Consider the following 24758-nt stretch of genomic DNA (forward strand, 5'->3'; position numbering starts at 1 on the left):
GTATTTTTCCAGATCCTATACCCTAAATATAGCGTAGAGGCCTGCATGGAAATAATAAATAGAACTAAATACAATAAAAGGTGAAACTCATTTTTGACAGTGAGCACTGAGATATAAAGTACTACAAAATATGTAACCATAAAAATCAGAATTAAAACAGCTATCATAGTATTTCCCCCTCTTCTTTCATTTCTTCTTTTTACAATAAATTATTCAAATTCAAATGTAACCTTTTGCGTGGGCATACCTAAACGATGGTAAAGACGAAGCAGGCTTTGATTATGCGAATAACGTACATGATATATCCCCTTATTTTCCAGATCAATGCTGTTCCATGACACCAGACGATAATATTCAACGTGTTTGTCCTTAAAATGTATGTGGAATGAAAGGACATTCCCTCCCGGCGCAGGTTCGCTTCCCCGTAAAATGTCAGGATAGCAGACGTACATGGAATTCCATGACTGAATAAAATCATTTATATCACTGGAGTCCGTTATTATTTTTGCTATACCGCTGTTGCTTTGTGCGTCATAAGAAGTTACAATGCGGATTTCTTCAATGTCATCAGGCGTACAATTCAGCTTTGGCAGATGGATATCCTTATAAAACAATGGAAGAATCAGGTTTCCGGCGATAAGAAGGAGTGTCAGTGCCAGGAGAGGATACAAAATCTTTTTTTTCATAGGTTTACTTTCGCCTCATTTGCAGAAATTACTGTTTATTAAATTATAATAATGCAATTGTGTGACAAATTTGAGGTAGAGTGTATAATACATAGCAAAATAGCGTAAGAATATCTGCGATTATTTCCTGGAAGCTTTATATAAATGCTTGACATATACTCAGTGCTGAGTATAATTATAGTCAGTACTGAGTAATGAGGGGAGGAAAGACAGATATGATACCTTTGTATATTTTGGGATTTTTGTTTCGCTTCGGGCCGCAGCATGGTTATCAGATCAAGAAACTACTGGCGGAACAGGCGGCGGACTTTACGGACATTAAGCTGCCAACAATTTACTATCATCTTGAAAAAATGGAGTCTTCCGGGCTGATTACCGCACAGAATGTGAAGGAAGGAGTACGGCCGGAAAAGAGGGTTTACTGTATCAGCGAGCAGGGGAAGGAACGATTTCATCAGCTGCTTTGCAGCACACTGGATATAAAGTACCGGCCTACCTTTGAGACCGATGCCCTGTTGTTCTTTTCTGATTATATGGAGAAATCGGAACTGATACAGGCTCTGGAAAATCATAAGGCTAATTTAAAAGGATCACTTGAACGAATAGGGGCACATAAAAACCAGGTGATTCCCTGGCTTCCGGAGGAGATGAAAGCGTATGCCGGCTTGATTTTTTCTCATCATGAGCATCACTATCAGGCGGAACTGAAATGGGCGGAGGAAGCAGTTGTAACGATAAAGGAGGGGAAGAGCGATGGCGAAGACCAGAATCATTGAGACGAATGAAGGAATCCAGAGCGAAGTGACGGCGGAAGTGTTTGACCAATTTGCACGGTGGATGAGAGATAAGGGCTGGAACGATGTGGATGATATGATTGCCTCCGGGCTGCACGGAGGTGCGGTGCTGGAGATCGGGCCGGGGCCGGGCTATGTGGGGCTGGAGCTGGCGAAGAAAATGAACCCCAAATCCCTGACCGGATGTGAGATTAGTCCGGCTATGATCCAGATTGCCAAGAAAAATGCAAAGGAATACGGTATCGCTGCCCGGTATGTTCTGGGAAACGCGATGGAGATGCCCTTTTCGGAGAAACATTTTGACACCGTAATATCCAGTGGTTCGCTCCATGAGTGGGAGGACCCGGTCCGGGTATTTGATGAGATTTACCGGGTGCTTCGTCCGGGCGGACGTTACTGCATTACAGACCTCAGAAGAGACAGCGCGAGGTGGAAGAAGTGGATCGTGTATCTGTCCACCCATCCGAGAGCTATGCGCCCTGGCCTTGTTTCCTCCCTGAATGCCGCCTATACACTGCCGGAGATCACCGAACTGCTCCAAAAGTCCAGGCTGAACGCAGCTTCTGTAAAAAAGGACTTTTTTGGTCTGTGTATCTGGGGCAGCAGATAAATATATCTTGCAGAGAAACTATGTCAGAAAGAAAGGAAGGAACGATGATTCGAAATATGAGGCGGTTCAGACAGCAGCTTACAGAGGAAGAATGCATTTTGATGCTGGAGCGGGGAACGTCAGGCGTCCTCTCTGTTCTGGGGGATGACGGATATCCCTATGGGGTACCGCTCAGCTATGTGTACCACGATGGAACGATTATATTTCATTGTGCAAAGAGCGGGCATAAAATTGATGCGATGACACGGAATGACAAAGTGTCTTTCTGTGTGATTGACCAGGATCATATCGTGCCGGAAGAATTTACCACCTATTTCAGAAGTGTCATTGTTTTTGGAAGGGCGCGGATTCTGGAGGGGGATGCACAGAAGAGAAGCGCGATTGAAAAGCTGGCAAAGAAATATTCTCCGACGGATGAAGAGGGGCGGATGCAGGAGATAGAACGGGAGTTTCATCTGCTCTGCATGGTAGAACTCACCATTGAACATATGACCGGAAAAGAAGCGATTGAGCTGGTGCGGATGAACAACGGCAATTGAGTCCATGGTATCCTGACGGTAACTATCCCACTTTTAAGTATCCTCTTTACATAGCCGCAGCTCAAAACTATGATTAAGTCAGAGCACAGGAAGCGAATGCCGGATGGATTCTGAAAAAGAGGTGCAAAACCAGCACCGGCAAGGAGGTAAGAATGAAAGCAGCAGTACCGGAGCAAGAGGAAGGAAAGAGCCGTATAAAACGATTAAACGAGATGGTTCGAGAGGCGGATACTGTTATCATTGGAGCGGGAGCGGGGCTTTCTGCCTCCGCAGGCTTTTCTTATACCGGAGAACGCTTTACGAGGTATTTTGAAGATTTTATTGAAAAGTACGGTTTCTATGATATGTACTCCGGCGGTTTTTATCCTTTTGGCTCTCTGGAAGAATATTGGGCTTACTGGAGCAGGTATATTTATATTAACCGCTATATGGATGCACCAGAACCGGTGTATGAGGATCTGCTTGCGCTGGTCGGGAAGAAGGATTATTTTGTGCTGACCACGAATGTGGACCATTGTTTTCAGAAGGCGGGATTTGATAAAAACCGGCTGTTCTATACGCAGGGAGACTATGGTCTGTGGCAGTGCTCTGTCCCCTGCCACAATAAGACCTACGATAACAAAGAGTCTGTGCTGCGGATGGTAACTGAGCAGAAGGATGGGAAAATCCCCGTTGAACTGATCCCGTACTGTCCCGTATGCGGGAAACCAATGAGCATGAATCTGCGCATGGATGCTTCTTTTGTGGAGGACGAGGGCTGGCATCGGGCGGGGGAGCGGTACGCACAATTTCTTCGCGGCCATCAGAACAATAAAACATTATTTTTCGATCTGGGAACGGGTTTTAATACTCCGGGAATTATTAAATACAGCTTCTGGCAGATGGCTCATGAATGGAAAAATGCGGTATATGTCTGCATTAATGCTGGAGAGGCCTGTGCACCGAAGGAAATCAAAGAGCGTTCCATCTGCATTGATGGGGACATTGGGGACGTGCTAAAGCAAGTATAAAACTGCAGATTCAATGGCTGTCTGCGCGGAACCCCCAGGCATAAAAACACATTGACACATTTCGCCGGAAGTGTTAGCATAACATGATGTTAGAAGTGACTAACCAATAAATGGAATGAAGCACTCCCCGCCGCAGAGCGGTATGGCTGCATGCGGGGGTCCGGGGATAAACATATGGCGGCGACACAGCGTGAGAAAAATATTTATGGGAAAGATGTTCAGATCATATCCAGAAAAGATGACTGCACTGTCTATCGTCTTTCAGACGAAACAGGGGAAGTCATTATGACCAGTTATATGGTCTTTCCTGGAATTGAACTGATTTATAACGATGTACATATTCAACACTGCGGAATCGAAAACACGGTGCTTGGAAACATACTGGAAATCAACCATTGCCGTGAAGGCAGGATTGAGTGTGAATTTAAGGATGAATTTTGTTATCTGGCACCAGGGGACATGGTTATCGCCAAAAAGGAGGACGCCGGACACAGCTCCTATTTTCCCCTCAGTCACTATCACGGTATTACAATAACGATCGACATGGACCGGGCGCCGGCCTGCCTTTCCTGCATATTAGATGACGTTAATGTAAGACCTTCTGCATTGATCCGTAAATTTTGCAGTGAAGGCAGTTGCTTCGTCGCGCGGTCAAAACCCTGTCTGGAACATATTTTCTCTGAATTGTATTCTGTGAGAGAGGAAATACGGCGTGGTTATTTTAAAATCAAGGTTTTGGAACTTCTGCTTTTCTTAAGTGGTATGGAGATTGAAAAGGAGAAGCAGAAGAAGCCTTGTTATTCTGCTGCACAGGTTACCATTGCTAAAAGTGTATGCAGATATCTGACGGAGCATATGGAGAACAAAATTACCCTGGAGCAGCTGGCGGAACGATTTCATGTCTCCGGAAGCCAGATAAAAAATAGCTTCCGGGGAGTATACGGAGTATCGGTGTATTCTTATATCCGTACGCAGAAAATGCAGGCGGCCGGTCTTATGCTCACTCACGGCGACGGTACAATTCTGGAAATTGCAGGACGTTTCGGTTATGACAACGGCAGCAAATTTGCAAGTGCCTTTAAAGATGTGATGGGTGTGACCCCCAGTGAATACAGAGCCCTATGGGACGGGAAGATGAAGGAGGATGTTCACCGGAACTAATGTCTTTTTGGAACGTTTTTCTATCCGTTTGGAGCGGAAGCGGCTTATTAGACAATCATATAATGAATCAGTAAAACGCTGTAGAGGCGTTTCTTTTAAAAACAAAAGTTAGCCAAAGCTAACTAAATAAATGGGAGGAGAATAGAAATGAAAAGTGAAAAACTGAAAGGTAAGGATCTGATCAATGTGGGTATCTTTACCGCAATTTACTTTGTTGTCATATTTGCGGTGGCGATGCTGGGATACATACCGATTCTTATGGCGCTGCTCTGTGTGATCGTTCCTGTAATCGGAGGAATTCCATTCATGCTGTTTCTGACGAAGGTGAATAAGTTTGGGATGATCTGGATCATGAGTATATTAATGGGGATCCTGATGCTGATGACCGGCATGGGCTATTATGCTATTCTTGTGGGCACGGTTACCGGATTAGCTGCCGAATTAATTTACCGCAGCGGAGATTATAAAAGCAAAAGTAAAGCCGTGCTTACCTGTGGAGTTTTCAGTATGTGGGTATGGGGTAATTTTGTTCCTCTGTTTATTAATATTGAAGCGTATTTTTCCACTCGTCAGGAATTTGGGCAGGAATACATTGATACCATGACGAAACTGTTCCCGATGTGGATGTGTCCGGTACTTCTGATAGCCGCCTTTGTCAGCGGAATAATTGGAGGCCTGATTGGGACATCGCTTCTTAAGAAGCATTTCTATAAAGCGGGGATAGCCTGATGACGCGAGGAATTCTACAGGCGGATGTGCAGAACCGGGGTCTGATTTTTGATCCAAGGACAAAGCTTATTATGCTGTTTACTATGGCACTCTTTGTGCTTGGAGGCATGGGGAATGAGAAAACTGCCTTTCTATCTCCGTGTCTCTGCGTTATGCCCTTATTCCTTCTTGTAAGCGGAAAGAAATACCGACAAGCCGCTGTTTATGTTGTCATGTATCTGTCCATATATATGCTGTATGCACTGCTGGGCCCGATCACAGAAGGAGCAGTACATTTTATGCTGCTGGGCACGGCGGGAATTGCTACACGATTTGTTCCCAGCATTATGATGGGAATGTATGTGGTATCCACTACTACCGTCAGCGAGTTCACGGCAGCCATGCAGCGCATCCACCTGAGTGAAAAACTAATTATTCCCCTGTCGGTTATGTTTCGTTTTTTTCCCACAGTGGCCGATGAGTTCTCATCCATCAACGCCGCCATGAAAATGAGAGGCATATCGCTGGGCGGCAAAAACGCAGGAAAAATGCTGGAATATAGAATGATACCGCTTTTATCCTGTTCGGTAAAAATAGGAGATGAACTATCCGCAGCGGCACTTACCCGGGGGTTGGGCGGAAGCGTGAAGAGAACAAATGTCTGCCAAATCGGTTTTCATATACAGGATGTGGCTGCTATTTTAATCTGTGTAGTACCGCCTGCCTGCTGTCTGGCTGCGAGTGTCGGGATTTTGTGAGGTGTCTGATGATAGAAATTAGAAATGTTAGCTTTCAATATGCCAATGCCGATGGGGAAGTGTTAAAGGAACTTTCCCTTTCGATTCGCAGTGGGGAATGTGTGTTGCTGTGCGGAGAATCAGGCTGTGGAAAAACAACAATTACACGTCTCATCAATGGCCTGATTCCTCACTATTATGAAGGAGAACTGTCGGGTAGAACGCTGGTTTGCGGCTGCGACGTGTCCGAGAGGGAACTTTATGAAACAGCCGGGCATGTAGGAAGTGTATTTCAAAATCCCCGCAGCCAGTTTTTCTGTGTGGATACTACGAGTGAGCTGGCATTCGGCTGTGAAAATCTAGGTCTATCTGAGAATGCGGTGCGGGAACGGATACAGGAGGCTTCGGAGGAATTGAATATGACCCATCTGCTTGGAAAAAATATTTTTGAGCTTTCCGGCGGTGAAAAGCAGAAGGTGGCCTGCGCTTCTGTATCTGCGATGCGCCCGGAAGTGCTGGTGCTGGATGAACCTACCTCCAATCTGGATATGAGTGCAATTGAGAATCTGAAGGAAACACTGCGTTATTGGAAATCCAGAGGGAAAACGATTGTTATTGCGGAACACCGTCTATATTGGCTGAAAGATATCTGTGACCGGGTGATTTACCTGAAAGACGGACGGATCGGTTTTGACATTCCCATGACAGAACTGTGCACATATCCGCGGGAGAAAATTTGTGATCTTGGTCTGCGGACTCTGTCGATGAAAGACCTGCCGCTGAACGATATGGATTATCGGGGGACGGGAGAACTGAATCTGAGAAATTATTATTTTTCTTATGGGGGGAACCAGGTACTGGATATCCCGGCACTTTCTGTTCCGGCTGGAGGCGTCATAGCCCTGATTGGACATAACGGCGCTGGGAAATCCACCTTTTCCCGCTGTCTTTGTGGTCTTGAAAAGCAGTTTAAGGGCAGAACCAGACTGGACGGGAAGGATTACGGACGAAGGAATATGCTGAAGAAATGTTATATGGTTATGCAGGATGTGAATCACCAGCTATTCTGTGAATCTGTGAAGGATGAGGTCCTGCTTGGCATGCAGGACGAGATTAAGGAGAAGGCGGAAGCAGTTCTTGCTGCCCTGGATCTGGATACAGTTTGTGAACGGCATCCCATGTCCCTTTCCGGAGGGCAGAAACAGCGGGTGGCAGTAGCTTCCGCTCTGCTTGCAGATAAGAGCATTTTGCTGTTTGACGAGCCGACCAGCGGCCTGGACTTTCATCATATGGAACAGACGGCGCAATTGCTTCGTTCCATAAGCGGCGGCAGAACGGTATTTGTAGTCACCCATGACCCGGAATTAATTGTGCGCTGCTGCACCCATATTTTACAGTTGGAGAACGGAAGGGCAGCGGCCTGTTATCCGTTGAATGAAGAAAATCGGTCAAGACTCTTTGACTTTTTTGCAGCGGGGAGCCTACAGCAAAAATATCGGGATGGTGCAAAAAAATGCTTAAAAGCCGCTGAATTTAGCAGAGAGATAATCTATGATACGGTTCATTAATTATAAAAGAGGAGGTTATAAAATTGAAGAAGCAGTCTGATTTGTCGAAGCTTTTCGATTATGCCGGATCATACAGGATATTGACTATATTATCCTGGATTCTGTCGGCAGTCAGCGCACTGACAGCGCTTGTTCCGTTTGTGTACATATGGCAGATTATCAGTGCGGTACTGGATGCGGCCCCGGATTTTGGGAACGCACAGAACCTTGCGCACTATGGGTGGATAGCAGTGTTTTTTTCTGTTTTGTCTATGATAATTTATATTGCTGCACTGATGTGTTCTCATATAGCAGCGTTTCGCGTGCAAGCGAATATACGCTCCAGGGCCATGCATCACATTGCCTCATTGCCTATGGGATTTGCAGATGGTATCGGCAGCGGCAGGCTGCGCAAGATTGTCAATGAATCCAGTGCTGCCACCGAAACATATCTTGCCCATCAGCTGCCGGACATGTGGGGAGCATATGTAACTCCTGTCGGGCTTTTGGGACTTTTGCTTGTGTTTGACTGGCGGCTGGGGCTGTTGTCTCTCATTCCGGTGGTTATCGCATTTCTGATTATGTCCGCTATGACCGGAAAAAAGATGCAGGATAAGATGGCCGAGTACCAGAATTCTCTGGAACAGATGTCGAATGAGGCAGTGGAATATGTCCGAGGAATTCCGGTGGTTAAGACATTTGGACAGTCAGTGTTTTCCTTCAAACGGTTTAAGGCTGCGATAGATAATTATGAAAAGTGGGTAATTTCTTATACAAAGGATCTGAGAGTGCCTATGACCTGTTATACTACGGCAATCAATGCGGTATTTGCTGTGCTGATTGCAGCGGGCCTGATTTTTACTGCAGATGGAGTAACCGGGGAATTTCTATTAAACCTGCTGTTTTATATAATCATTACACCAATTATATCGGTTACCCTGAATAAAATTATGTTTTCCAGTGAAAACAAAATGATCGTTGCAGATGCTATGCAGAGAATCGACAGCATCATGAAGATGCAGCCGCTGCCTGAACCTTTCGCCCCAGGGCATCCACAGGATAATTCTGTCACTCTTACAGATGTCAGCTTCCGGTACGGGGAGGCGGCTCAAAATGCCCTGAATGGGATCACTCTTTCTGTGAATCCGGGGGAACATATAGCTCTGGTGGGACCTTCCGGCGGCGGTAAGACGACGTTAGCCTCCATTATTGCCCGATTCTGGGATGTAAATAAGGGGGAAGTGAAAATCGGCGGCGTGAATGTCAGGGATATCGATAGCAGAGAATTGATGAACACGGTTTCGTTTGTCTTTCAGGATTCAAAACTGCTTAAGGCCTCTATTTTTGAAAACGTGCGTATGGCCAGGCCAAATGCAGGACGGGATGAGGTCATGAAAGCGCTTTACAGCGCACAATGCAGTGATATTATTGAGAAACTGCCGAATGGCATTGATACAGTCGTAGGAGAAAAGGGAGTCTACCTCTCAGGAGGAGAACAGCAGCGTATTTCCATTGCCCGGGTGATGTTAAAGAATTCCCCGATTCTGATTCTGGACGAGGCCACGGCATTTGCCGATCCGGACAACGAAGCGAGGGTTCAGACAGCTTTTACGGAGCTGTCTAAGGGAAAAACAGTAATTATGATCGCTCACCGGCTTTCCACGGTTACGGGAGCGGACAGAATCTTTGTCGTGAAGGAAGGAAGAGTTGAAGAAAGCGGTACTCATGACGAACTGACGGCAAAGAATGGACTTTATGCACACATGTGGAGAGAATACAACCGCAGTGCCAGGTGGAAGGTAGGTGTTCAGAATGCTTAAATATTTGCAGCATCGCTTTGCTCTCTCTGAAAAAGGAGCAAAGGATATGGTAAAGGCCTTTGTGGCCTGTACAGCATACAATCTCGCCCTGATGTTTCCTGTTACCCTTCTTTATTCCATGATATCTGATTTCATGGAAGAGGGGACAGCGAACGGCAGATCCGCTTTTTATCTTGGAGGGATTATTGTCTGCATTGTCTTGATTGCCATTACCACTTACATTCAGTATAATGCCACATATTTTGCCACTTATATCGAGAGCGGTGTCCGGCGTATTACACTGGCGGAGCGACTCCGGCTTCTTCCATTGTCCTTCTTTGATAAAAAGAACTTGTCTGATCTGACAAGCACTATAATGGCAGACTGTGCAACGCTGGAAACTGCCTCATCCCACTGGATACCGGAGTTGGTAGCCTCGCTTGTATCCACACTGCTGATAGCCGTAGGCCTGCTGTTTATTGACTGGAGGATGGCTCTTGCAGCCCTGTGGGTGCTGCCGGTTGCCTTCCTTATCGTGGTATTTTCGTCCAAAGTACAGCATGCGCTTGGAAGAAAACAGATGGCTGTCAAGATGGCATGCGCCGACGGAATTCAGGAATGTCTGGAGTCGGTGCGGGATTTGAAGGCAAACAATGCACAGGAACAGTATCTTGCCGGTCTGGACAACAAGATCAGGGCTGTGGAAAAACGGGCAATTATCACCGAACTTGGGACAGCGCTCTTTGTCGTCTCGTCACAGATGATTTTGAAACTAGGCATTGCAACGGTAGCTCTTGTGGGAGGGTTCCTGCTTGTCCAGGGTACCTTAAACGTCCTGACTTACTTTATGTTTCTGCTTCTGGTATCCCGTCTGTATGACCCGATGCAGATGGCCCTTCAAAATCTGGCGGCAATTATTGCTACCAATGTACAGTGTGAGCGTATGGATGAAATTCTGTCATATCCGGTGCAGACCGGTACAGAGACATTGACCAACCGGGGGTGCGATATCGTGTTCGATCAGGTGGGTTTTGCCTACAATAAAAATGAGCAGGTACTGCGCAATGTATCATTCACGGCAAAACAGGGAGAAGTCACTGCACTGATCGGCCCATCTGGCGGCGGAAAGACGACTGTTTCCCGCCTTGCCGCCAGATTCTGGGATATAACCGGCGGCAAAATAACCGTTGGTGGCATGGACATATCAAAAGTGGATCCGGAAGCACTGATGAGTCTGTATTCCATCGTGTTTCAGGATGTCACCTTATTCAATAATTCTGTACTGGAGAATATCCGTATCGGACGGAAGAACGCTACGGATGCGGAAGTCATCCAGGCTGCCAGACTGGCTCACTGCGATGAGTTTGCTGAAAAGCTGCCGAACGGCTGGAATACACTTATCGGTGAGAATGGTTCCGAACTTTCAGGCGGAGAGCGGCAGCGTATTTCCATTGCACGGGCTTTTCTAAAGGATACACCGATTATCCTTCTGGATGAGGCCACCGCATCCCTTGATGTGGAGAACGAAACAATGATTCAGGAATCATTATCAAGGCTGATTCAAAATAAAACAGTATTGATTATTGCGCACCGTATGAGAACGGTCTCCGGGGTTGATAAAATCGTAGTACTCTCCAACGGAGTTGTGGAACAGTGCGGAAGCCCTGAAGAACTGATGAACCAGGAGGGGCTCTGTAAAAATATGATTCAGCTCCAGAATCAGACACAGAAATGGAAAATGGCATAATATTATGCTGCGGACGGGACTACCAAAGGAGAATAATTTGATTTATAATATTGTCTGTGCAGGAGGTAGAACCGAAAGATGTATGAGATCGGATTAAATGACAGCGCAGCCGGTGGGATCAAGATGGCCCTGCGCCGGCTGGGACAGGCAGACAGTACCGTGGGCGCATTTACCCTGGCGCTGGATATCGGCAGTCTGGCGGATATAAACAGCGAAAGAAATGACGTGCTCAAGCTGCTGTTTGATGAGTTTCCCGGAGTGGCGGAGGAACTTGCCAGGACAAACAAAGAGACTTTGCTTCATATCGAAGCCGCAAAGCAGTCGGGAGAACCGGTGTGTGTCTGGCACTGCGCCGCCAGCCCGGAGGAAGAGTGTGCCTTTTATTACATCTGCTATTTGATGGAACAGACGGAAAATCAGTTGTATGAGGTGCGGGTTCCTGCGTTCATAGAGAAAGAGGACAGCGCAGCAAGGCCCCGGCATACCGGCGAGCTTTCGATAGAAGAGATAAAAGCCTTAGCTGGAACCAGGCAGCCGGTCAGCAGGGTCAGTTGCAGGGCAAACGGATTATACTGGCGGGAACTGGTACAGGAAAATGCGCCGCTGCGGGCTATTATAAATGGCCGGGTGACAGGTGTGCCGGAAGATTTCTACGACTTTGCCCTCCGGGCCAATATGCCGGAGGGAGAATTTAAAATGGCGCAGCTGATCGGGAAAACATTGGGAGCGATGCCGGGAGTGGGAGGTCGGTGGCTGTATCTGAGAATCCTCGCTATGATACAAAGCGGGGAGCTGATAGAAGTCCGGACGCCTTCCGGGGATCAACCCTATTCCGGAATTCTGACCAAGGGCGACCGGTGTCCTCAGGTAGGAAGAAACAGGGAGAAACGATATGGTGATACGTAAGATACCGGATCTTAATCTGGAACAGATCGCGGATTCCGGTCAATGCTTTTACTGGGACAAGACTGGTGAGAACCGGTATGTGATCACATCAGGCTGCCACTGTATGGAAGTGGAGCAAAGGGAACAACAATTTCATTTTTCCTGCGGCGAGGCGGAATTTACACAGTTCTGGTCCGGCTATTTTGATTTGAATACCGATTACGGGAAACTAAAACGGTCTGTGGACCCGAACGATGAGTATCTCCAGAGAGCCGTTGAGTTTGGAGCCGGTATCAGAATTTTAAGACAGGATCTCTGGGAGGTAATGGTAAGCTTTTTGATTTCTCAGAATAATAATATCGCCAGAATCCGAAACAGCGTCAGACAGCTGGGAGAAAAATACGGCGAGTGCTGCGGTGTAATCCGGGGAAAAGAATATTATTCCTTCCCTTCCCCGGACCGTCTCTCCGGTGTGACGGAGGGAGAGTACGAGGCTCTCGGCCTGGGCTACCGGGCAAAATACATGAAACGGCTGGTGGATCGGTTTCGAAACGGAAAATGGGAGGAATTTGCCCGGGCGCTGAACGGCAAAACGGGGGAAGAAATGCAGAAGGAGCTGTTGGAATTATATGGAATAGGGGAAAAGGTTGCCAACTGCATCTGCTTATTTGGCTTATATCAGATCAATGCATTTCCTATTGACACCCATATCCGCAGCATTCTGAACGAACATTATCCCGCAGGCTTTCCCTTCCTGCGCTATGAGGGATACCTGGGAATTATCCAGCAGTATTTATTTTACTATGATCTGAAATTTAAGAAATAAAGTGGATAGGGCAGCCGGGAGATAGAAACTCTCCGCTGGCTGCCCTGTTTATTTATGTAAGATTGCTGGCGGTTTACAATTTTTTGCACAGACAAAAAGGATGTCCGGCAGGATCAAACATCGTCACAATCTATCATCACATTTCCAAGGATTACTTCTTCGTTCATTTCCTATACTCCCTTCTGTATCCATTACATCAGATCAAACAGACTCAGCTGTTCTGCCTCAGGAAGGGCTTTGCGCCTGTGAGTAATATCTCTGTAGAACCGTTCTTCCGGAATGTCATTCAGAAAAACGGAGGGCTCCGGTGAGGTCATCAGGATCAGTTCCTCCTTTGCTCTGGTGATTCCCACATAGAACAGGCGTCTTTCTTCCTCTGCGTCTGCCGGGTGGTGATCCGACTCATATGGAATGGTCCCTTTCTTTACACCGGCTATAAATACAACGGGAAATTCCAGCCCTTTCGAGCCATGCAGTGTCATAAGGGACACCGCATCGGAGGAATAGGTACGGTCTGGGCTGCGGGACAGATCGTTTTCTTCGCCCAGCAGGAGCGTATTCAAAAAGTCTTCCATTGTACTATGAAATATAACAGTGTTTAAAAGTTTTTCCACAGATTTTCGAAGCGGAGTGCCATGGAGCGCGAACCAGTGTTCCAGTAATTTGCGCGGCTCCGTCTTTTGGATTTCCGGAAGGAAATCTGCCATAACACCAGTAAAACTCTGGATGAAGCCCCGGAGGGCCAGCTGCTCGGAAATCTGTGAGAGATATTCAGAGGACAAGACGGCAGGAGCTTCCCCTAAAAGCTCCATAAAAGCCAGAACCGCTTCCTCTGAGGCCTTCCAGATCAGTCTCAGACAGGTGACAGCGGCAGCCCGGTCTTCCGGATGGAGCAGGAAGCGGAAGAAACTTAAGGTTCCGCGAACGGTCTCATCAGACAGATAATCCTCCCGGCCGGTTACCACGTATGGAATCCCTTCTTTGGAAAGACAGCGTTCAATCAATTCTGCCTGATGATGGGTACGGTAAAGTACCGCAATCTCTGAAAAGCCTCTGGGCTGCTCTCTCTCCATATGAGGCAGCATATCCTGGGCATCCAGCATATCAATTCCGCCAATCATCCGGTTAATTTCTTTCGCAATAAATATTGCCTCAGAAAGATCGCTCTCGGAGGTCATCAGACTGACCAGAGGTCCGCTTTTCTGCTGCGGACGCAGTTCTCTGGCGTAATTCCCATTGGGATAAATCGCCGGCAGAGCACAGCTGAGGATCTCCGGGGTTGATCGGTAATTATTTATAAGGCGGATCAGGCACATTTCTTCGTTGTCCCTGGCCAGATTGCTGAAACATTCCGGGTTAGAACCACGAAAACCATAGATAGACTGATCCGGATCTCCGATTACGAAAAGATTTTTCCCGCAGGACTGCCAGAGTGCCACAAGCTGATACTGGAGATCATCAATATCCTGGAATTCATCCACCAGCAGATAGGTAAAGCGGGAGCGGACACGGTCCCTTTTCTCCTTGTCCTCCTGCATGCAGGAGATCACGCGCAGCAGCAGATCGTCAAAATCCATCAGCCGGAGGTCTGTCAGCGTCTCGCAGTACCGGGCGCAGGCCCTGTTCCACTCAGGATCGTCAGGTACTTCGCCGGATCTGGTCTTGAAGGCGGATACCTGGGATAAAAAGGCCTGCGGCTTGAGGTTCAGACCGCACTCCTGCAGGATGTTTCCGGCGATCTCGCCCCGTTCCTGCTCGTCGGCCAGAATATACGGGTCATTCCAGGAGGTCAGCAGGTTCAGGCAGATCGAGTGAAACGTACCTATCGTCATGGGGCGTACCGCCCGTTTTCCATGAAGTTCTTTCTCCAAACGCTCACGTAATTGGGCTGCCGCCTTATTTGTGAAGGTCACCGCAGTGATTTCAGAAGGTTTAACCTGACGCTCTGAGATAAGATTGACGATACGGGAAACTAAAGTCTTGGTTTTGCCGGTTCCGGGGCCGGCTATGACGGCGATGACAGAGTCATCTGCCAGGACAGCCCTGCGCTGCTCCGTATTCAGGCCTGCGAGGGGTCCCTCTTCCAGAATCTCTTTACAGGAATCTTCCGGAATTTCCTCCGGGAGAACGGCAGGAAGATCTGGTTCTTCGGCTGCCGCCGCGGCTTCCATCTGAGCTGTCTCAGTCGCACTAAACAGGCTGAGCTGGCCATACAGGGAGTCAATTTCATATTTGCTGATCAGCTGAATGGTACCGTATTCTCCGTCATAGCCGGGTACCCGGCTGACCTCGCCTCTCCGGAGCCTGTGAATACCCTCCGCCACGCAGGGCCCGGCGATACGTCGTATCTCATCCACCGGCACGTTTCTCAGAATAGGAAATTCCGGTCCCAGTTCCCGCAGCAGGGCATAGTAGGTTTCCTGCACTTTCGCGCTGGCCGGCGTCCTGCCGGTGGAGCCCGCGATCACCTCAGGCAGAGGCACCAGACTTTCAAAGGGGTTCCTGTGAGCGGGCAGATACCCTTCCGCCCGGTCGGCCAGCTCTTCCACCCGGTGCAGCACACCGATGGTGATTTTCCGGCCGCAGACCGGACAGCGGCCGTTATATTTGACCGTATCGGACGGATTCAGACAGAGATTGCATTTCCGATGTCCGTCCAGATGGTATTTTCCCTCTTCCGGAAAGAATTCGATGGTGCCGGCAAAGCCGCTGCCGCCCTGTATTGCCCTGGCAAGATTGGGATAGGACGGCTCAATATCCAGAAGGTTGGCCTCCCTGCCCAGCTTGGCGGGAGAGTGGGCGTCAGAATTGGAAATTAAATTATAGGAATCCAGGGCGGACAGCCTCCAGTTCATGGGAGGGTCCGAAGAAAGGCCGGTCTCCAATGCATGGATGTGAGGCGTCAGCTCCTCAAAACATTCTTCTATGGTGTCGAAACCGGAAAAAGCTCCGAACAGGGAGAAATGGGGCGTCCAGATATGGGCCGGGATAAAAACGGCCTCCGGGCATACATCCAGGGTAATCTCCAGCAGATCGTGGCTGTCAAGACCCAGGATCGGACGGCCGTCGGAATGGATATTTCCGATCGCCTCCAGTCTGTGGGAGAGTGCCTCCGCCTGCGCGAGACCGGGGAGCAGAATCAGGTTATGAACCTTGCGGACCCTGCCGTTTTTCTTGTAGATGGAACTGATTTCACCGGTAACAACAAAGCGGGGCGTGAGGTCAGCCCGGGTAAAATCATCCTCCAGGCGATATTTTTTCTTTAATATATAGAGACCCTCCTCGGCGGGCTCCAGTTTTTCCGTCAATTCTTCCCGCCAGAGCGGATGGGTAAAATCTCCGGTTCCCAGCAGATCTATCCCCTTGCGTCTGGCCCAGAGATCCAGATACTCGGGCACTCCGTCTTTGCTGGTTGCACGGGAATATCTGGAATGAATGTGCAGGTCGGCTATCAGCATTTCTTCCTCCGTTCTGAAGCACTTGTGATGTAGAATCACTGCATTCTTTTGTATACAAATCTTGCGGCCCGTGCCGCGTATGGGAAATAATGTCATACTATCTATTATAAATCGAATTGGAACTTGCTGCAAGAAAGGCATGGGAAAGAGAAAAAGCTTAAGGATTCGTAAATTGAATCTTCCCATGGGGGATGTTATAATGGCAGAAGCTTAACACATTGCAGATGGTATGAACACCGGGGAGATTACAGGAAAATGGACAAGGGAATACGGCTGGCGGCCAGACAAATAGCAAAGACTTACGGCAGGAAAGCGGTACTGACCGGGATTAATCTGGAGGTGAGTCCGGGCCAGACGGTTGCGCTGGTTGGGGCAAACGGCTGCGGAAAGAGCACTCTTATTAAGATTCTGGCCGGTCTGACCAGACCGGATACCGGTACAGTGAAAGCAGAACCTTCTGTCCGGAAAGCGATGATAACGGACCGCTATGATAAAACAAATTTCACGATTCCGAAGTTTATGAGCTATATTCTGCAGATGGAAGATAAGGAGCATATCGCTTTGTCTCCGGAAGAACTCTACGGCATGTTTTCTCTGGAAAATATGCTGAATACTCCTATGAAATATCTCTCAAAAGGGACACTGCAGAAGGTTGCCGTTTTGCAGGCCCTGATCGGAAAGAGAGATCTTATGTTTATGGATGAACCTTTGTCCGGACAGGATTATATGTCCCGCAGCAATTTCATAAAGGAGATAAAACGGCGCACAAATATGGGTATGTCGGTGGTGATGGCCTGCCACGAGCCGGAACTAATCGATGCGCTGGCAGATACCGTTTACCAGATTAAGAACACAAGACTGGAGGATGGGAGCAGCTATTTCAGGAGAGGAGCCGAAGCGGACGGATATGTGATCGCGGAGGATGGACCGGCGTTAAGAGATGTCCTGAACCGGTTTAAAAATAACGATAAGAGACTTGGGGTATCCCGGCAGGGAAATTATATCCGGATTGGGACAGATGCGGTAACCGCGGGAGAACTGCTCGTTGAGCTGATGCAGCAGGGTACTCATGTGGTGAAATTTGAGGAGGTGGGCGGACATGATGCGGGCATTGATACGGTTTGAACGGGATATGATATTACACAGCAGTAAGTGGATCGTGCCTCTGGCCTGCTTCCTTGGTTATCTGGGAATGGCTTATTCGGCAGGACCACAGATGCTGCTGAGCAGTTTCAGCGTCTGCGCGCTGTTCCTGTTTCTGATGATGCTGGCGGTAGGGTGCAGCTGCGCAGAGATGGATGACCGCATGATCGAACAGACTATTTTGATCCGCTGTTCCGGACAGTCCGCCTATTACCTTGGCAAAGTATTTTGCATATTTCGGATTGGCGCAGCTGTTTCTGTCCTGGCGGTTCTCTATCCGGCGCTTGTGCATCTGCGTTCCGGGTTCACATTTTTTGAGCGTGCAATGACGCCGGCGGACGTTGTCTCCGGCTTCCTTTTGTTCTGGACTGTGTCTGCCTGCGGCGGAATAACAGGCCTGTTTTTTAACCGAAGGATATGGAGGAAGAGGAATGAAGCGGTGCTGCTGTGCCTTGTCTTCGGACTTCTGACTATGGTAAAGGGAGGGATAACAGAACAGTTTAACTGGTCCCGGTTCCTGCTGTGGGCCGTTCCGCCGGTATACGATCTGAGCGCCGTGTTCGGACGGGAGAGTGTTTTCTCCTGGAGCAGCTGCGGACCGGTTTTTTTATGGATGGCAGGATATATCGCGCTGGAGATTGTGTTGTACACATGGCTGATGAAACGAAAAGGAATAGAATAAAAGGAGGATTTGAAATGAAACTTTCAGTTGTTTACTACAGTAAGACAGGAAAAACTAAGGAGATGGCGGAGGTGATTGCCGCCGGAATGGAAAAGATTGCAGGGATTGAAACGGGCGTTTTTGATATTTCCCACATGGATGAAGCGTTTATCGGGGAAAGCAGAGCGGTAATCGTGGGAACGCCGACCTGGCATGCCAATCCATGCTGGCAGATCAAAAAATTTCTGGATGGATCGGGCAAATTAAAATTAAAAGGAAAAATCGGAGGGGCCTTTGCCACAGCGGACCATGCCCAGGGAGGCGCGGACATGGCAATTTCCGTTATTTTAACCCACCTGATGGTGGACGGGATGCTGGTTTATTCCGGCGGTTCCGCCTTAGGCCAGCCCTTTATTCACCTGGGGCCGGTTGCATTAAAGGAAAACTTTGAGAAGAGCAGGGACATGTTTGAGATCTTTGGGACCCGTATTGCCGAAAAGGCAAAGGAACTGTTCCCGGAAGAATAATGGAAGTATCAGTGAATGGCGGATATTGGGGCAGGGCTATTCCATCGCGCCGGCATATTCTGTAAGAAGGTCCCGCCTCAGAATGAGATACCCTATCTTTTTTCTCAGCAGGATGCCCTCTTGACAGAACTGTGTCAGCACATAGAGCAGATGCCGGTAGGTAACACCCAGATATTCGGCGGCTTCCGTGTGCTTCTCACGATATAAATTGGTATGGGAGGCGGTGAGAATAAAGCGGGCAAGCCTGTTTTTCAGCGGCCAGGCTTGATTGCGGATAAAATGGTCCGTGTTCTGCAGGGCCCTTCTGCCGAGAAACAGGCTCAGACAGCGCAGAAAACGGTTATCATTCAACAGCCGGTCCCGGCATCCGTATAGCTGCAGCGCCAGACAGGTACAGGGAAAGAGGGCCTGAATGCCGTTGGTGCAGGACTGAGCCCCCAGTAGTTCCATTTCTCCCAGAAAACAGGGCGCGTCCAGGAAATTAACCAGCGAAACCTTACCATTTTTCTGTGTCAGATAGAGTTTTGCCCGGCCTTCTATGAGATAGTAGAGTGTGGTTACTTCGTCCCCTTCATGAAATATTGTTTCGCCGCTCTCAAACTGAACCAATTTAGTGAAGGGCAGGACGTCAAAGGAGAATAGTTCGGAGAGCAGACCGGGACTTAGGACAGAATCGGTTACAGATAATTCTTTCATAGGGGACTCCTTTCTGCAGGGTCAGCAGTATGAGATTTCTCATATCATTATAGATGGTATCTGTTTATACTGCAAGAAAAGGCAGGAGGTAACGGATATGAATCAAAGAGAGTACTGGGATAAGGCGGCGGGAGAGAAAGAGTTTACGGTCACCTTTCCCTTCGAAGCCTGGGAAGGCTATATAGACAGGAACAGCCGGATACTGGACGTGGGCTGCGGTTATGGAAGGACACTTAATGAACTGTATCAGAAGGGGTATCACAACCTGACCGGAATGGATTTTTCCGGAGAAATGATCCGGAGAGGGAAGAGACAGTTTCCTTGTCTGGATCTGCGGATCATGGAAGAAGGCATCCTTGACCTGCCGGATGAGAGTGTAGATGCCGTTCTCTTATTTGCGGTTTTAACCTGTATTCGGGAAAATGAGAAACAGCATGGACTGCTAAAGGAAATACGGCGTGTCGTAAAGCCGGGAGGAGTGATTTTGATCAGTGATTTTCTGATGAACTCAGATGAACGGAATAGAGCCCGTTATCAGCGCGATGAAGAGAAGTTCGGCATGTACGGTGTGTTTGAACTCCCGGAGGGAGCGGTGGTCCGGCACCATACCAAAGAGTGGATCAGGGAACTGACCGGAGAATGGAGGGAAGTGCTGTTTCAGGAGACGGTGCACAGAACCATGAACGGGCACACCTCCAACGGCGTCTGCTATATCGGGCAGAAGCCGCTTTGATAAAATTTCAATGGGATGCTGTATTACGGCATCCCATTTTAATATGCCAGAACTTCGTGGCCGGTTTCGGTAACCAGAACCATGATTTCCCACTGGGCGGAGGGCATACCATCGTCCGTATAGACTGTCCACTCATTCCTGCTGTCTACGAAGATACGGCTTTTGCCCATATTTACCATCGGTTCTATAGTGAAGATCATTCCAGGAACCAGAAGCATCCCAGTGCCTCTTCTGGAGACATAGCTGACCCAGGGGTCCTCATGGAATGAAAGACCCACCCCATGGCCGCCGATCTCCCGGACAACGGTATAGCCGTTTTCTCTGGCATGATCGTGGACCGCCTGGCCCATATCCCCAAGAAATCCCCAGGGTTTTACCTGTTCAAGGCCCAGTTCGACACATTCTTTTACGACCTGTACCAGTTTCTGTTTTTCCGGAGATACATTTCCCAGACAGAACATCCTGGAGGAGTCAGAGTAGTATCCTTTATAAATCGTGGAAACATCCACGTTGATAATATCTCCGTCGGACAAGATGCAGTTTGGGGAAGGTATGCCGTGGCAGACCTGATCGTTCACGGAGGTACACACACTTTTCGGAAAACCCTCAAACCCCAGGGGTGCAGGGACTGCGCCCATCTCTTTTGTTTTCGTATATACGAGACGGTCAATTTCTTCTGTCGTCATTCCGATTTTGATGTGCTGCGCTACATAATCCAGAACCGCTATATTAATTGCAGCACTTTCCCGGATTCCGGCTATTTGTTCCGGAGTCTTAAGCAGTTTACGGGAAGGGACAAGATGCCCTTCCCTGGCTGCCTGACGGACCCGTACGTCTGTTTCCATATGACACTGTTTATATTTTTTTCCGCTGCCGCACCAGCAGGGATCATTTCGGTCTAATTGTTTTCCGGACATAAAGTGCCTCCTGTTCTATATCTGTTGATGTAATGAATACGAGAGTATTACAGATGATATTCCAGTATAACACAATTGGAGAAAATACAGAAATGATGAAGTATATTCTTTCCGTTGTAATTCCATACGGCAGGTATTATAATGCGTTTAACAAAGACTTGAATAACAGGCCCGGCCTTAAGCGGGCAAAATACAGTTATTGTCCCGGCAGATCCGCGGTGACTTTGTTTTCTCCCAGCAGAAAATCAAGATAGTTCTGCTTTACACGAGTATACAATTTCCTGGAAACCGGCAGGCATGTGCCGTCGGACAGCACCAGATTACGTTTGTTAAAAGCTGTGACACAGTTCAGGTTGATCAGATAGGAGGCAGTTATCTTAACAAAGCGGTTATCCCGGAGCAGCGGCTCTAAGATGACGTCAAAGGACTGGCGCAGCGTTACGCTTTTTATGACTGTTCCATCGGTTAGATGATAGTGGACCCGATGGTTTTGATACTCCGCATAACAGATGAGATGAAGCCGGAGGGCATAGAGACCGTCGGCGGTTTTGACTGCAATGGAACGGCTGTTTAGATCGGCAAGCGCCTGAACGATTTTATTCAGGACCGGGAACAGAATATCACTTGTAACGGGTTTCATTAAATATTGATATGCGTATACGGAAAATGCACGGACGGCATAATCGGGGTATGCGGTAAGATAAAGAATAAAGGCAGAATCGTCTTTCTGTCTTATCCGTTCTCCCAGCTCGATGCCGTCGATGGAGGGCATCAGAATATCCAGAATATAGACGGAATAGCCGTCTGTTTCGTTCAGCTGTTCGGCCAGGTCCAGAGATGAAGTAAAGCAGGAAACACTCAGATCAATCCTCTCATTGGCTTCAGCATATTTGTCCAGTAAGCTGACGATCTGCTTCTGTTCTCTTATATCATCATCACATACCGCAATTTTTATCATGTTGTCTCCTCCTGACGATCCTATGTGTTTATTATATCGGAATTCAGCCCGCAGGAAAAGAATAAAGAAAAGGCAATATGAGTGAAAAAAGGAGCAAATAACGTGCGGATCTTTCATTGAAGGAGCAAATCAGATAAAATAAATAAAGTATATTCTAAAAAGGAGAATCAAACAGTGCCGCAGGAACAGGAAGCAATAAAATTTATAAGACATCTTCAAAAACTATACTTTGAAGATAGAAATATGAGCGCTCTGCTGGAACTGCTGGGTGAGAATATATCCTGGATAGGCTCCGGAGCGGAGGAAGTGTGCTTTAACCTTGAGGAAGCGCGAAGAACGCTGGAATGGGAGAAAATTGAGTATCCCATGGGATTTAAAATAGAAGAAGAGCAGTATCAGGCTGTCAGCCTGACAGACAGAATATGCGTTGTATACGGATATGTGCGGGCCGCCTCCCAGGCGGCGGATCTGGCCGATATCAATGACCGGGTTACAGCCGTGTGCGAGATAAGCAGAGAGGGCATGAAACTGCTGCACCTGCATCTATCCAGCGCTGACGATAACCAGGCCCAGGGGGAGAGCTATGTGAAGAAGAGCAGTCTGGAAGAAAAGCTGAATCTGGAGAACCGGATGGAGCAGACGAAAAGGCAGCTCAGCCGACGGACGCAGGAGTTGGAAATGCTCTTTGAAAATATACCCGGCGGGGTCCACCAATGCAAAAACGATCCCTGCTTTACCCTGATTAATATGAGCAGAGGCTGCTGCAGTCTGTTCGGATACACCAGAGAAGAAGTAAGGGCAATATTTCAGGACCAGTTTATTCAAATGATTTATCCCGGAGACCGGGCGGAGGTGCTTCGCTGCTGCAGAGAACGGCTCAGACAGGACAGTACGCTGGAACTGGAATACCGAGTGGTTCACAAGAGCGGAAGACACATCTGGGTACTGGATAAGGCTAAGCTGGTCACCGATCCGGACGGTAATCAGAGCATTTTCTGCATGCTGGTGGAGATTACGGAGAGAAAGAAGACAGAAGAAAATTTAAGACTGAGTCTGGAGCGCCATCAGGTGATCATGGATCAGGCTAATGATATTATTTTTGAATGGGACATCAATCAAGATACGCTGGATTTCTCCGCGAACTGGAAGAAAAAGTTTGGCTATGAAGCGATTTCCTGTGAGATAAGCAGCCGGATTCCCAGGTCGCTTAACATCCACCCGAACGATATGGCGGCTTTCATAAAAATCATGAAGGATACGGCAGCCGGCGTACCTTATTCCGAGACCGAATTCCGGATCAGAAGCAGAGACGGCAGCTATGCATGGTGCAGAATCCGAGCAACAACCCAATACGACAGTGAGGCACGTCCGATTAAGGCGGTGGGTGTTATCGTGGATATAGATCAGGATAAGAAACAGAAGGATAAGCTGATTGAACAGGCTCAGAAGGATGCACTCACCGGACTTCTCAATAAATCTGCCGTGAGGGAGCAGGTGGAGCGGTATCTGTGCGGAACGGGCAGAAGAGGGGCGCATGCGCTCTTTCTGATTGATCTGGATAATTTTAAGACAGTGAATGACAGGTATGGACATCTGGCGGGAGATGCTGTTTTATCAGAGCTGGGGGTGAGCCTGAAAAAACTGTTCCGCGCCACTGACCTGATCGGCCGGATCGGCGGGGACGAATTCCTGGTATTCCTGCCCGGTGTGAGCGACAGCAGAATCGTGGAGAAGAGAGCAGCAGAAATACTGCAGGAAGTGGATGGCATCAGTGCGAAAGAACAGCTAAAGATGCAGCTGTCCTGCAGTATTGGAATAGCATTTTGTCCGGACGACGCAAAAGATTATGAAAATCTCTGCCGTTGTGCCGATAAAGCCCTGTACTATGTGAAAAACCTGGATAAGGGGAATTATGCCTTTTATGATCTGCTCAGGCCGGGCAGTCATAGCCCGGAGGAGACGACGATCAATGAAACAATTGATTCCGATATTGGAAATATAGATGAAACTCTGGCCCGCTATACATTCCGCATGCTCCACACCGCGGCCGACATACCGTCTGCGGTCTGTCAGCTGCTGGGGATTATAGGAAGGGCTTATGGCGCCGACCGTGTTTACATTTATGAGGCGGATCGGGAGAAGAACTGTTATGTGAAATCCTTTGAATGGTGTGAGGACGGTATTCACCACGGCGCGGATATGTCTGCGGCCGCCTCCGGCCTGACGGTGGAAGCTCACAGGAAGCTTTTTGACAGCGATGGAATACTCTGTATCCGGAATATACAGACGGAGGAGCCCTCTCCTGTTTTATCTATCCTCCAGTGTGCGCTGACGGATCGGGGAGAACATAAAGGGTTTCTGGGATTTGATGACTGCAGAAGAAGCAGGCTGTGGACAAGAGAACAGCTGCGGTCGGTCTCTCTGATTACGGATGTGATCGGCACGTTTTTGTGTAAGTACCGTGCAGAAGAAACAATTGGAAACAGATAAGAAGGCAGCTCCCGGCTAACGGACGGTTTGCAGACAAGCAGGGGGCCGGGCTGCAGTAGAAAAAGACAGGTATGCCGGCGGGCTGCTTGTCTTTTTTATGTCTTTCGGGTAAAATAAAAAGGAATA

22 protein-coding genes are annotated in these 24758 nt (G+C 48.2%); 17 read left to right on the top strand and 5 right to left on the bottom strand.

Going from position 1 to position 24758, the window contains the following annotated elements; all coding sequences use genetic code 11:
- Window positions 1-209: 209 nt before the first annotated feature.
- Window positions 210-686: a hypothetical protein gene (locus ABCW47_RS05210; RefSeq protein ID WP_343208793.1), complete on the bottom strand. Its 477-nt coding sequence runs from the start codon at window positions 684-686 to the stop codon at window positions 210-212.
- A 215-nt stretch (window positions 687-901) separates the two neighbouring features.
- Between ABCW47_RS05210 and ABCW47_RS05215 the strand changes: the two genes are divergently transcribed.
- The 12 genes from ABCW47_RS05215 to ABCW47_RS05270 all read left to right on the top strand — a co-directional run bounded on the left by ABCW47_RS05215 (window position 902) and on the right by ABCW47_RS05270 (window position 13049).
- On the top strand, window positions 902-1462 hold the full coding sequence (locus tag ABCW47_RS05215) for a PadR family transcriptional regulator (RefSeq protein ID WP_343208794.1): 561 nt from the start codon (window positions 902-904) through the stop codon (window positions 1460-1462).
- Window positions 1440-2090: a class I SAM-dependent methyltransferase gene (locus ABCW47_RS05220; RefSeq protein ID WP_343208795.1), complete on the top strand. Its 651-nt coding sequence runs from the start codon at window positions 1440-1442 to the stop codon at window positions 2088-2090. The genes ABCW47_RS05215 and ABCW47_RS05220 overlap by 23 nt, the downstream gene beginning before the upstream one ends.
- Window positions 2091-2134: 44 nt before the next feature.
- The gene (locus ABCW47_RS05225; RefSeq protein WP_343208796.1) at window positions 2135-2629 is read left to right on the top strand and encodes a pyridoxamine 5'-phosphate oxidase family protein; all 495 of its coding nucleotides are present in this window, start codon (window positions 2135-2137) and stop codon (window positions 2627-2629) included.
- Between the two features lie 152 nt (window positions 2630-2781).
- Window positions 2782-3639, top strand: coding sequence for an SIR2 family NAD-dependent protein deacylase (locus tag ABCW47_RS05230; RefSeq protein ID WP_343208797.1), 858 nt, complete (start codon window positions 2782-2784; stop codon window positions 3637-3639).
- A gap of 174 nt (window positions 3640-3813) precedes the next feature.
- Window positions 3814-4800, top strand: coding sequence for a helix-turn-helix transcriptional regulator (locus tag ABCW47_RS05235; protein WP_343208798.1), 987 nt, complete (start codon window positions 3814-3816; stop codon window positions 4798-4800).
- 147 nt (window positions 4801-4947) lie between these two features.
- On the top strand, window positions 4948-5529 hold the full coding sequence (locus ABCW47_RS05240) for an MptD family putative ECF transporter S component (protein WP_343208799.1): 582 nt from the start codon (window positions 4948-4950) through the stop codon (window positions 5527-5529).
- Window positions 5529-6266: an energy-coupling factor transporter transmembrane component T gene (locus ABCW47_RS05245; protein ID WP_343208800.1), complete on the top strand. Its 738-nt coding sequence runs from the start codon at window positions 5529-5531 to the stop codon at window positions 6264-6266. Before ABCW47_RS05240 ends, ABCW47_RS05245 begins: the two co-directional genes overlap by 1 nt.
- An 8-nt stretch (window positions 6267-6274) precedes the next feature.
- The gene (locus ABCW47_RS05250; protein ID WP_343208801.1) at window positions 6275-7813 is read left to right on the top strand and encodes an ABC transporter ATP-binding protein; all 1539 of its coding nucleotides are present in this window, start codon (window positions 6275-6277) and stop codon (window positions 7811-7813) included.
- A 23-nt stretch (window positions 7814-7836) separates the two neighbouring features.
- A complete protein-coding gene (locus tag ABCW47_RS05255) occupies window positions 7837-9612 on the top strand; it encodes an ABC transporter ATP-binding protein (RefSeq protein WP_343208802.1) in 1776 nt (591 codons plus the stop codon).
- Complete coding sequence (locus tag ABCW47_RS05260) at window positions 9605-11338, top strand: ABC transporter ATP-binding protein (RefSeq protein ID WP_343208803.1); 1734 nt, start codon at window positions 9605-9607, stop codon at window positions 11336-11338. The genes ABCW47_RS05255 and ABCW47_RS05260 overlap by 8 nt, the downstream gene beginning before the upstream one ends.
- A 78-nt stretch (window positions 11339-11416) precedes the next feature.
- Complete coding sequence (locus tag ABCW47_RS05265; protein ID WP_343208804.1) at window positions 11417-12244, top strand: DUF1835 domain-containing protein; 828 nt, start codon at window positions 11417-11419, stop codon at window positions 12242-12244.
- Window positions 12231-13049, top strand: coding sequence for a DNA-3-methyladenine glycosylase family protein (locus ABCW47_RS05270; protein ID WP_343208805.1), 819 nt, complete (start codon window positions 12231-12233; stop codon window positions 13047-13049). Before ABCW47_RS05265 ends, ABCW47_RS05270 begins: the two co-directional genes overlap by 14 nt.
- A 191-nt stretch (window positions 13050-13240) precedes the next feature.
- On the opposite strand, the gene ABCW47_RS05275 is transcribed toward ABCW47_RS05270, so the two are convergent.
- Window positions 13241-16507: a UvrD-helicase domain-containing protein gene (locus tag ABCW47_RS05275; protein WP_343208806.1), complete on the bottom strand. Its 3267-nt coding sequence runs from the start codon at window positions 16505-16507 to the stop codon at window positions 13241-13243.
- 255 nt (window positions 16508-16762) lie between these two features.
- On the opposite strand from ABCW47_RS05275, the gene ABCW47_RS05280 reads away from it, so the two are divergent.
- From ABCW47_RS05280 to ABCW47_RS05290, 3 genes are read left to right on the top strand one after another with little or no spacing between them, the layout of a single operon-like run.
- A complete protein-coding gene (locus ABCW47_RS05280; RefSeq protein ID WP_343208807.1) occupies window positions 16763-17632 on the top strand; it encodes an ABC transporter ATP-binding protein in 870 nt (289 codons plus the stop codon).
- Window positions 17607-18332, top strand: coding sequence for a hypothetical protein (locus ABCW47_RS05285; protein WP_343208808.1), 726 nt, complete (start codon window positions 17607-17609; stop codon window positions 18330-18332). The genes ABCW47_RS05280 and ABCW47_RS05285 overlap by 26 nt, the downstream gene beginning before the upstream one ends.
- Before the next feature lie 14 nt (window positions 18333-18346).
- On the top strand, window positions 18347-18838 hold the full coding sequence (locus ABCW47_RS05290) for a flavodoxin family protein (protein ID WP_343208809.1): 492 nt from the start codon (window positions 18347-18349) through the stop codon (window positions 18836-18838).
- Window positions 18839-18874: 36 nt separating this feature from the next.
- Here ABCW47_RS05290 and yeiL read toward each other — a convergent pair whose 3' ends face one another.
- Window positions 18875-19534: a transcriptional regulator YeiL gene (yeiL, locus tag ABCW47_RS05295; protein WP_343208810.1), complete on the bottom strand. Its 660-nt coding sequence runs from the start codon at window positions 19532-19534 to the stop codon at window positions 18875-18877.
- A 97-nt stretch (window positions 19535-19631) separates the two neighbouring features.
- Here yeiL and ABCW47_RS05300 point away from each other — a divergent pair, with 97 nt between their 5' ends.
- Entirely contained in the window at window positions 19632-20267 is a 636-nt protein-coding gene (locus ABCW47_RS05300) for a class I SAM-dependent methyltransferase (RefSeq protein WP_343208811.1), read from the top strand.
- 38 nt (window positions 20268-20305) lie between these two features.
- Here the strand turns inward: ABCW47_RS05300 and ABCW47_RS05305 are convergent, their stop codons facing one another.
- Both ABCW47_RS05305 and ABCW47_RS05310 read right to left on the bottom strand, forming a co-directional pair.
- Window positions 20306-21184, bottom strand: a complete 879-nt coding sequence (locus tag ABCW47_RS05305; RefSeq protein WP_343208812.1) for a methionyl aminopeptidase — start codon at window positions 21182-21184, stop codon at window positions 20306-20308.
- A 196-nt stretch (window positions 21185-21380) separates the two neighbouring features.
- On the bottom strand, window positions 21381-22142 hold the full coding sequence (locus ABCW47_RS05310) for a LytR/AlgR family response regulator transcription factor (protein WP_343208813.1): 762 nt from the start codon (window positions 22140-22142) through the stop codon (window positions 21381-21383).
- Between the two features lie 243 nt (window positions 22143-22385).
- Here ABCW47_RS05310 and ABCW47_RS05315 point away from each other — a divergent pair, with 243 nt between their 5' ends.
- On the top strand, window positions 22386-24632 hold the full coding sequence (locus ABCW47_RS05315; protein WP_425516056.1) for a diguanylate cyclase domain-containing protein: 2247 nt from the start codon (window positions 22386-22388) through the stop codon (window positions 24630-24632).
- The last annotated feature ends 126 nt before the right edge of the window (window positions 24633-24758 follow it).

Origin of the sequence: Anaerolentibacter hominis, from assembly GCF_032380675.1 — a bacterium.
Lineage (GTDB): Bacteria > Bacillota > Clostridia > Lachnospirales > Lachnospiraceae > Anaerolentibacter > Anaerolentibacter hominis.

Coding starts and splice junctions, on each gene's coding strand:
- ABCW47_RS05215 (WP_343208794.1), top strand. CDS start 902: ATGATACCTTTGTATATTTTGGGATTTTTGTTTCGCTTCGGGCCGCAG.
- ABCW47_RS05315 (WP_425516056.1), top strand. CDS start 22,386: ATGAGCGCTCTGCTGGAACTGCTGGGTGAGAATATATCCTGGATAGGC.
- ABCW47_RS05240 (WP_343208799.1), top strand. CDS start 4,948: ATGAAAAGTGAAAAACTGAAAGGTAAGGATCTGATCAATGTGGGTATC.
- ABCW47_RS05280 (WP_343208807.1), top strand. CDS start 16,763: ATGGACAAGGGAATACGGCTGGCGGCCAGACAAATAGCAAAGACTTAC.
- ABCW47_RS05230 (WP_343208797.1), top strand. CDS start 2,782: ATGAAAGCAGCAGTACCGGAGCAAGAGGAAGGAAAGAGCCGTATAAAA.
- ABCW47_RS05225 (WP_343208796.1), top strand. CDS start 2,135: ATGATTCGAAATATGAGGCGGTTCAGACAGCAGCTTACAGAGGAAGAA.
- ABCW47_RS05220 (WP_343208795.1), top strand. CDS start 1,440: ATGGCGAAGACCAGAATCATTGAGACGAATGAAGGAATCCAGAGCGAA.
- ABCW47_RS05290 (WP_343208809.1), top strand. CDS start 18,347: ATGAAACTTTCAGTTGTTTACTACAGTAAGACAGGAAAAACTAAGGAG.
- ABCW47_RS05270 (WP_343208805.1), top strand. CDS start 12,231: ATGGTGATACGTAAGATACCGGATCTTAATCTGGAACAGATCGCGGAT.
- ABCW47_RS05265 (WP_343208804.1), top strand. CDS start 11,417: ATGTATGAGATCGGATTAAATGACAGCGCAGCCGGTGGGATCAAGATG.
- ABCW47_RS05260 (WP_343208803.1), top strand. CDS start 9,605: ATGCTTAAATATTTGCAGCATCGCTTTGCTCTCTCTGAAAAAGGAGCA.
- ABCW47_RS05310 (WP_343208813.1), bottom strand. CDS start 22,142: ATGATAAAAATTGCGGTATGTGATGATGATATAAGAGAACAGAAGCAG.
- ABCW47_RS05305 (WP_343208812.1), bottom strand. CDS start 21,184: ATGTCCGGAAAACAATTAGACCGAAATGATCCCTGCTGGTGCGGCAGC.
- ABCW47_RS05245 (WP_343208800.1), top strand. CDS start 5,529: ATGACGCGAGGAATTCTACAGGCGGATGTGCAGAACCGGGGTCTGATT.
- yeiL (WP_343208810.1), bottom strand. CDS start 19,534: ATGAAAGAATTATCTGTAACCGATTCTGTCCTAAGTCCCGGTCTGCTC.
- ABCW47_RS05235 (WP_343208798.1), top strand. CDS start 3,814: ATGGCGGCGACACAGCGTGAGAAAAATATTTATGGGAAAGATGTTCAG.
- ABCW47_RS05285 (WP_343208808.1), top strand. CDS start 17,607: ATGATGCGGGCATTGATACGGTTTGAACGGGATATGATATTACACAGC.
- ABCW47_RS05300 (WP_343208811.1), top strand. CDS start 19,632: ATGAATCAAAGAGAGTACTGGGATAAGGCGGCGGGAGAGAAAGAGTTT.
- ABCW47_RS05275 (WP_343208806.1), bottom strand. CDS start 16,507: ATGCTGATAGCCGACCTGCACATTCATTCCAGATATTCCCGTGCAACC.
- ABCW47_RS05210 (WP_343208793.1), bottom strand. CDS start 686: ATGAAAAAAAAGATTTTGTATCCTCTCCTGGCACTGACACTCCTTCTT.
- ABCW47_RS05250 (WP_343208801.1), top strand. CDS start 6,275: ATGATAGAAATTAGAAATGTTAGCTTTCAATATGCCAATGCCGATGGG.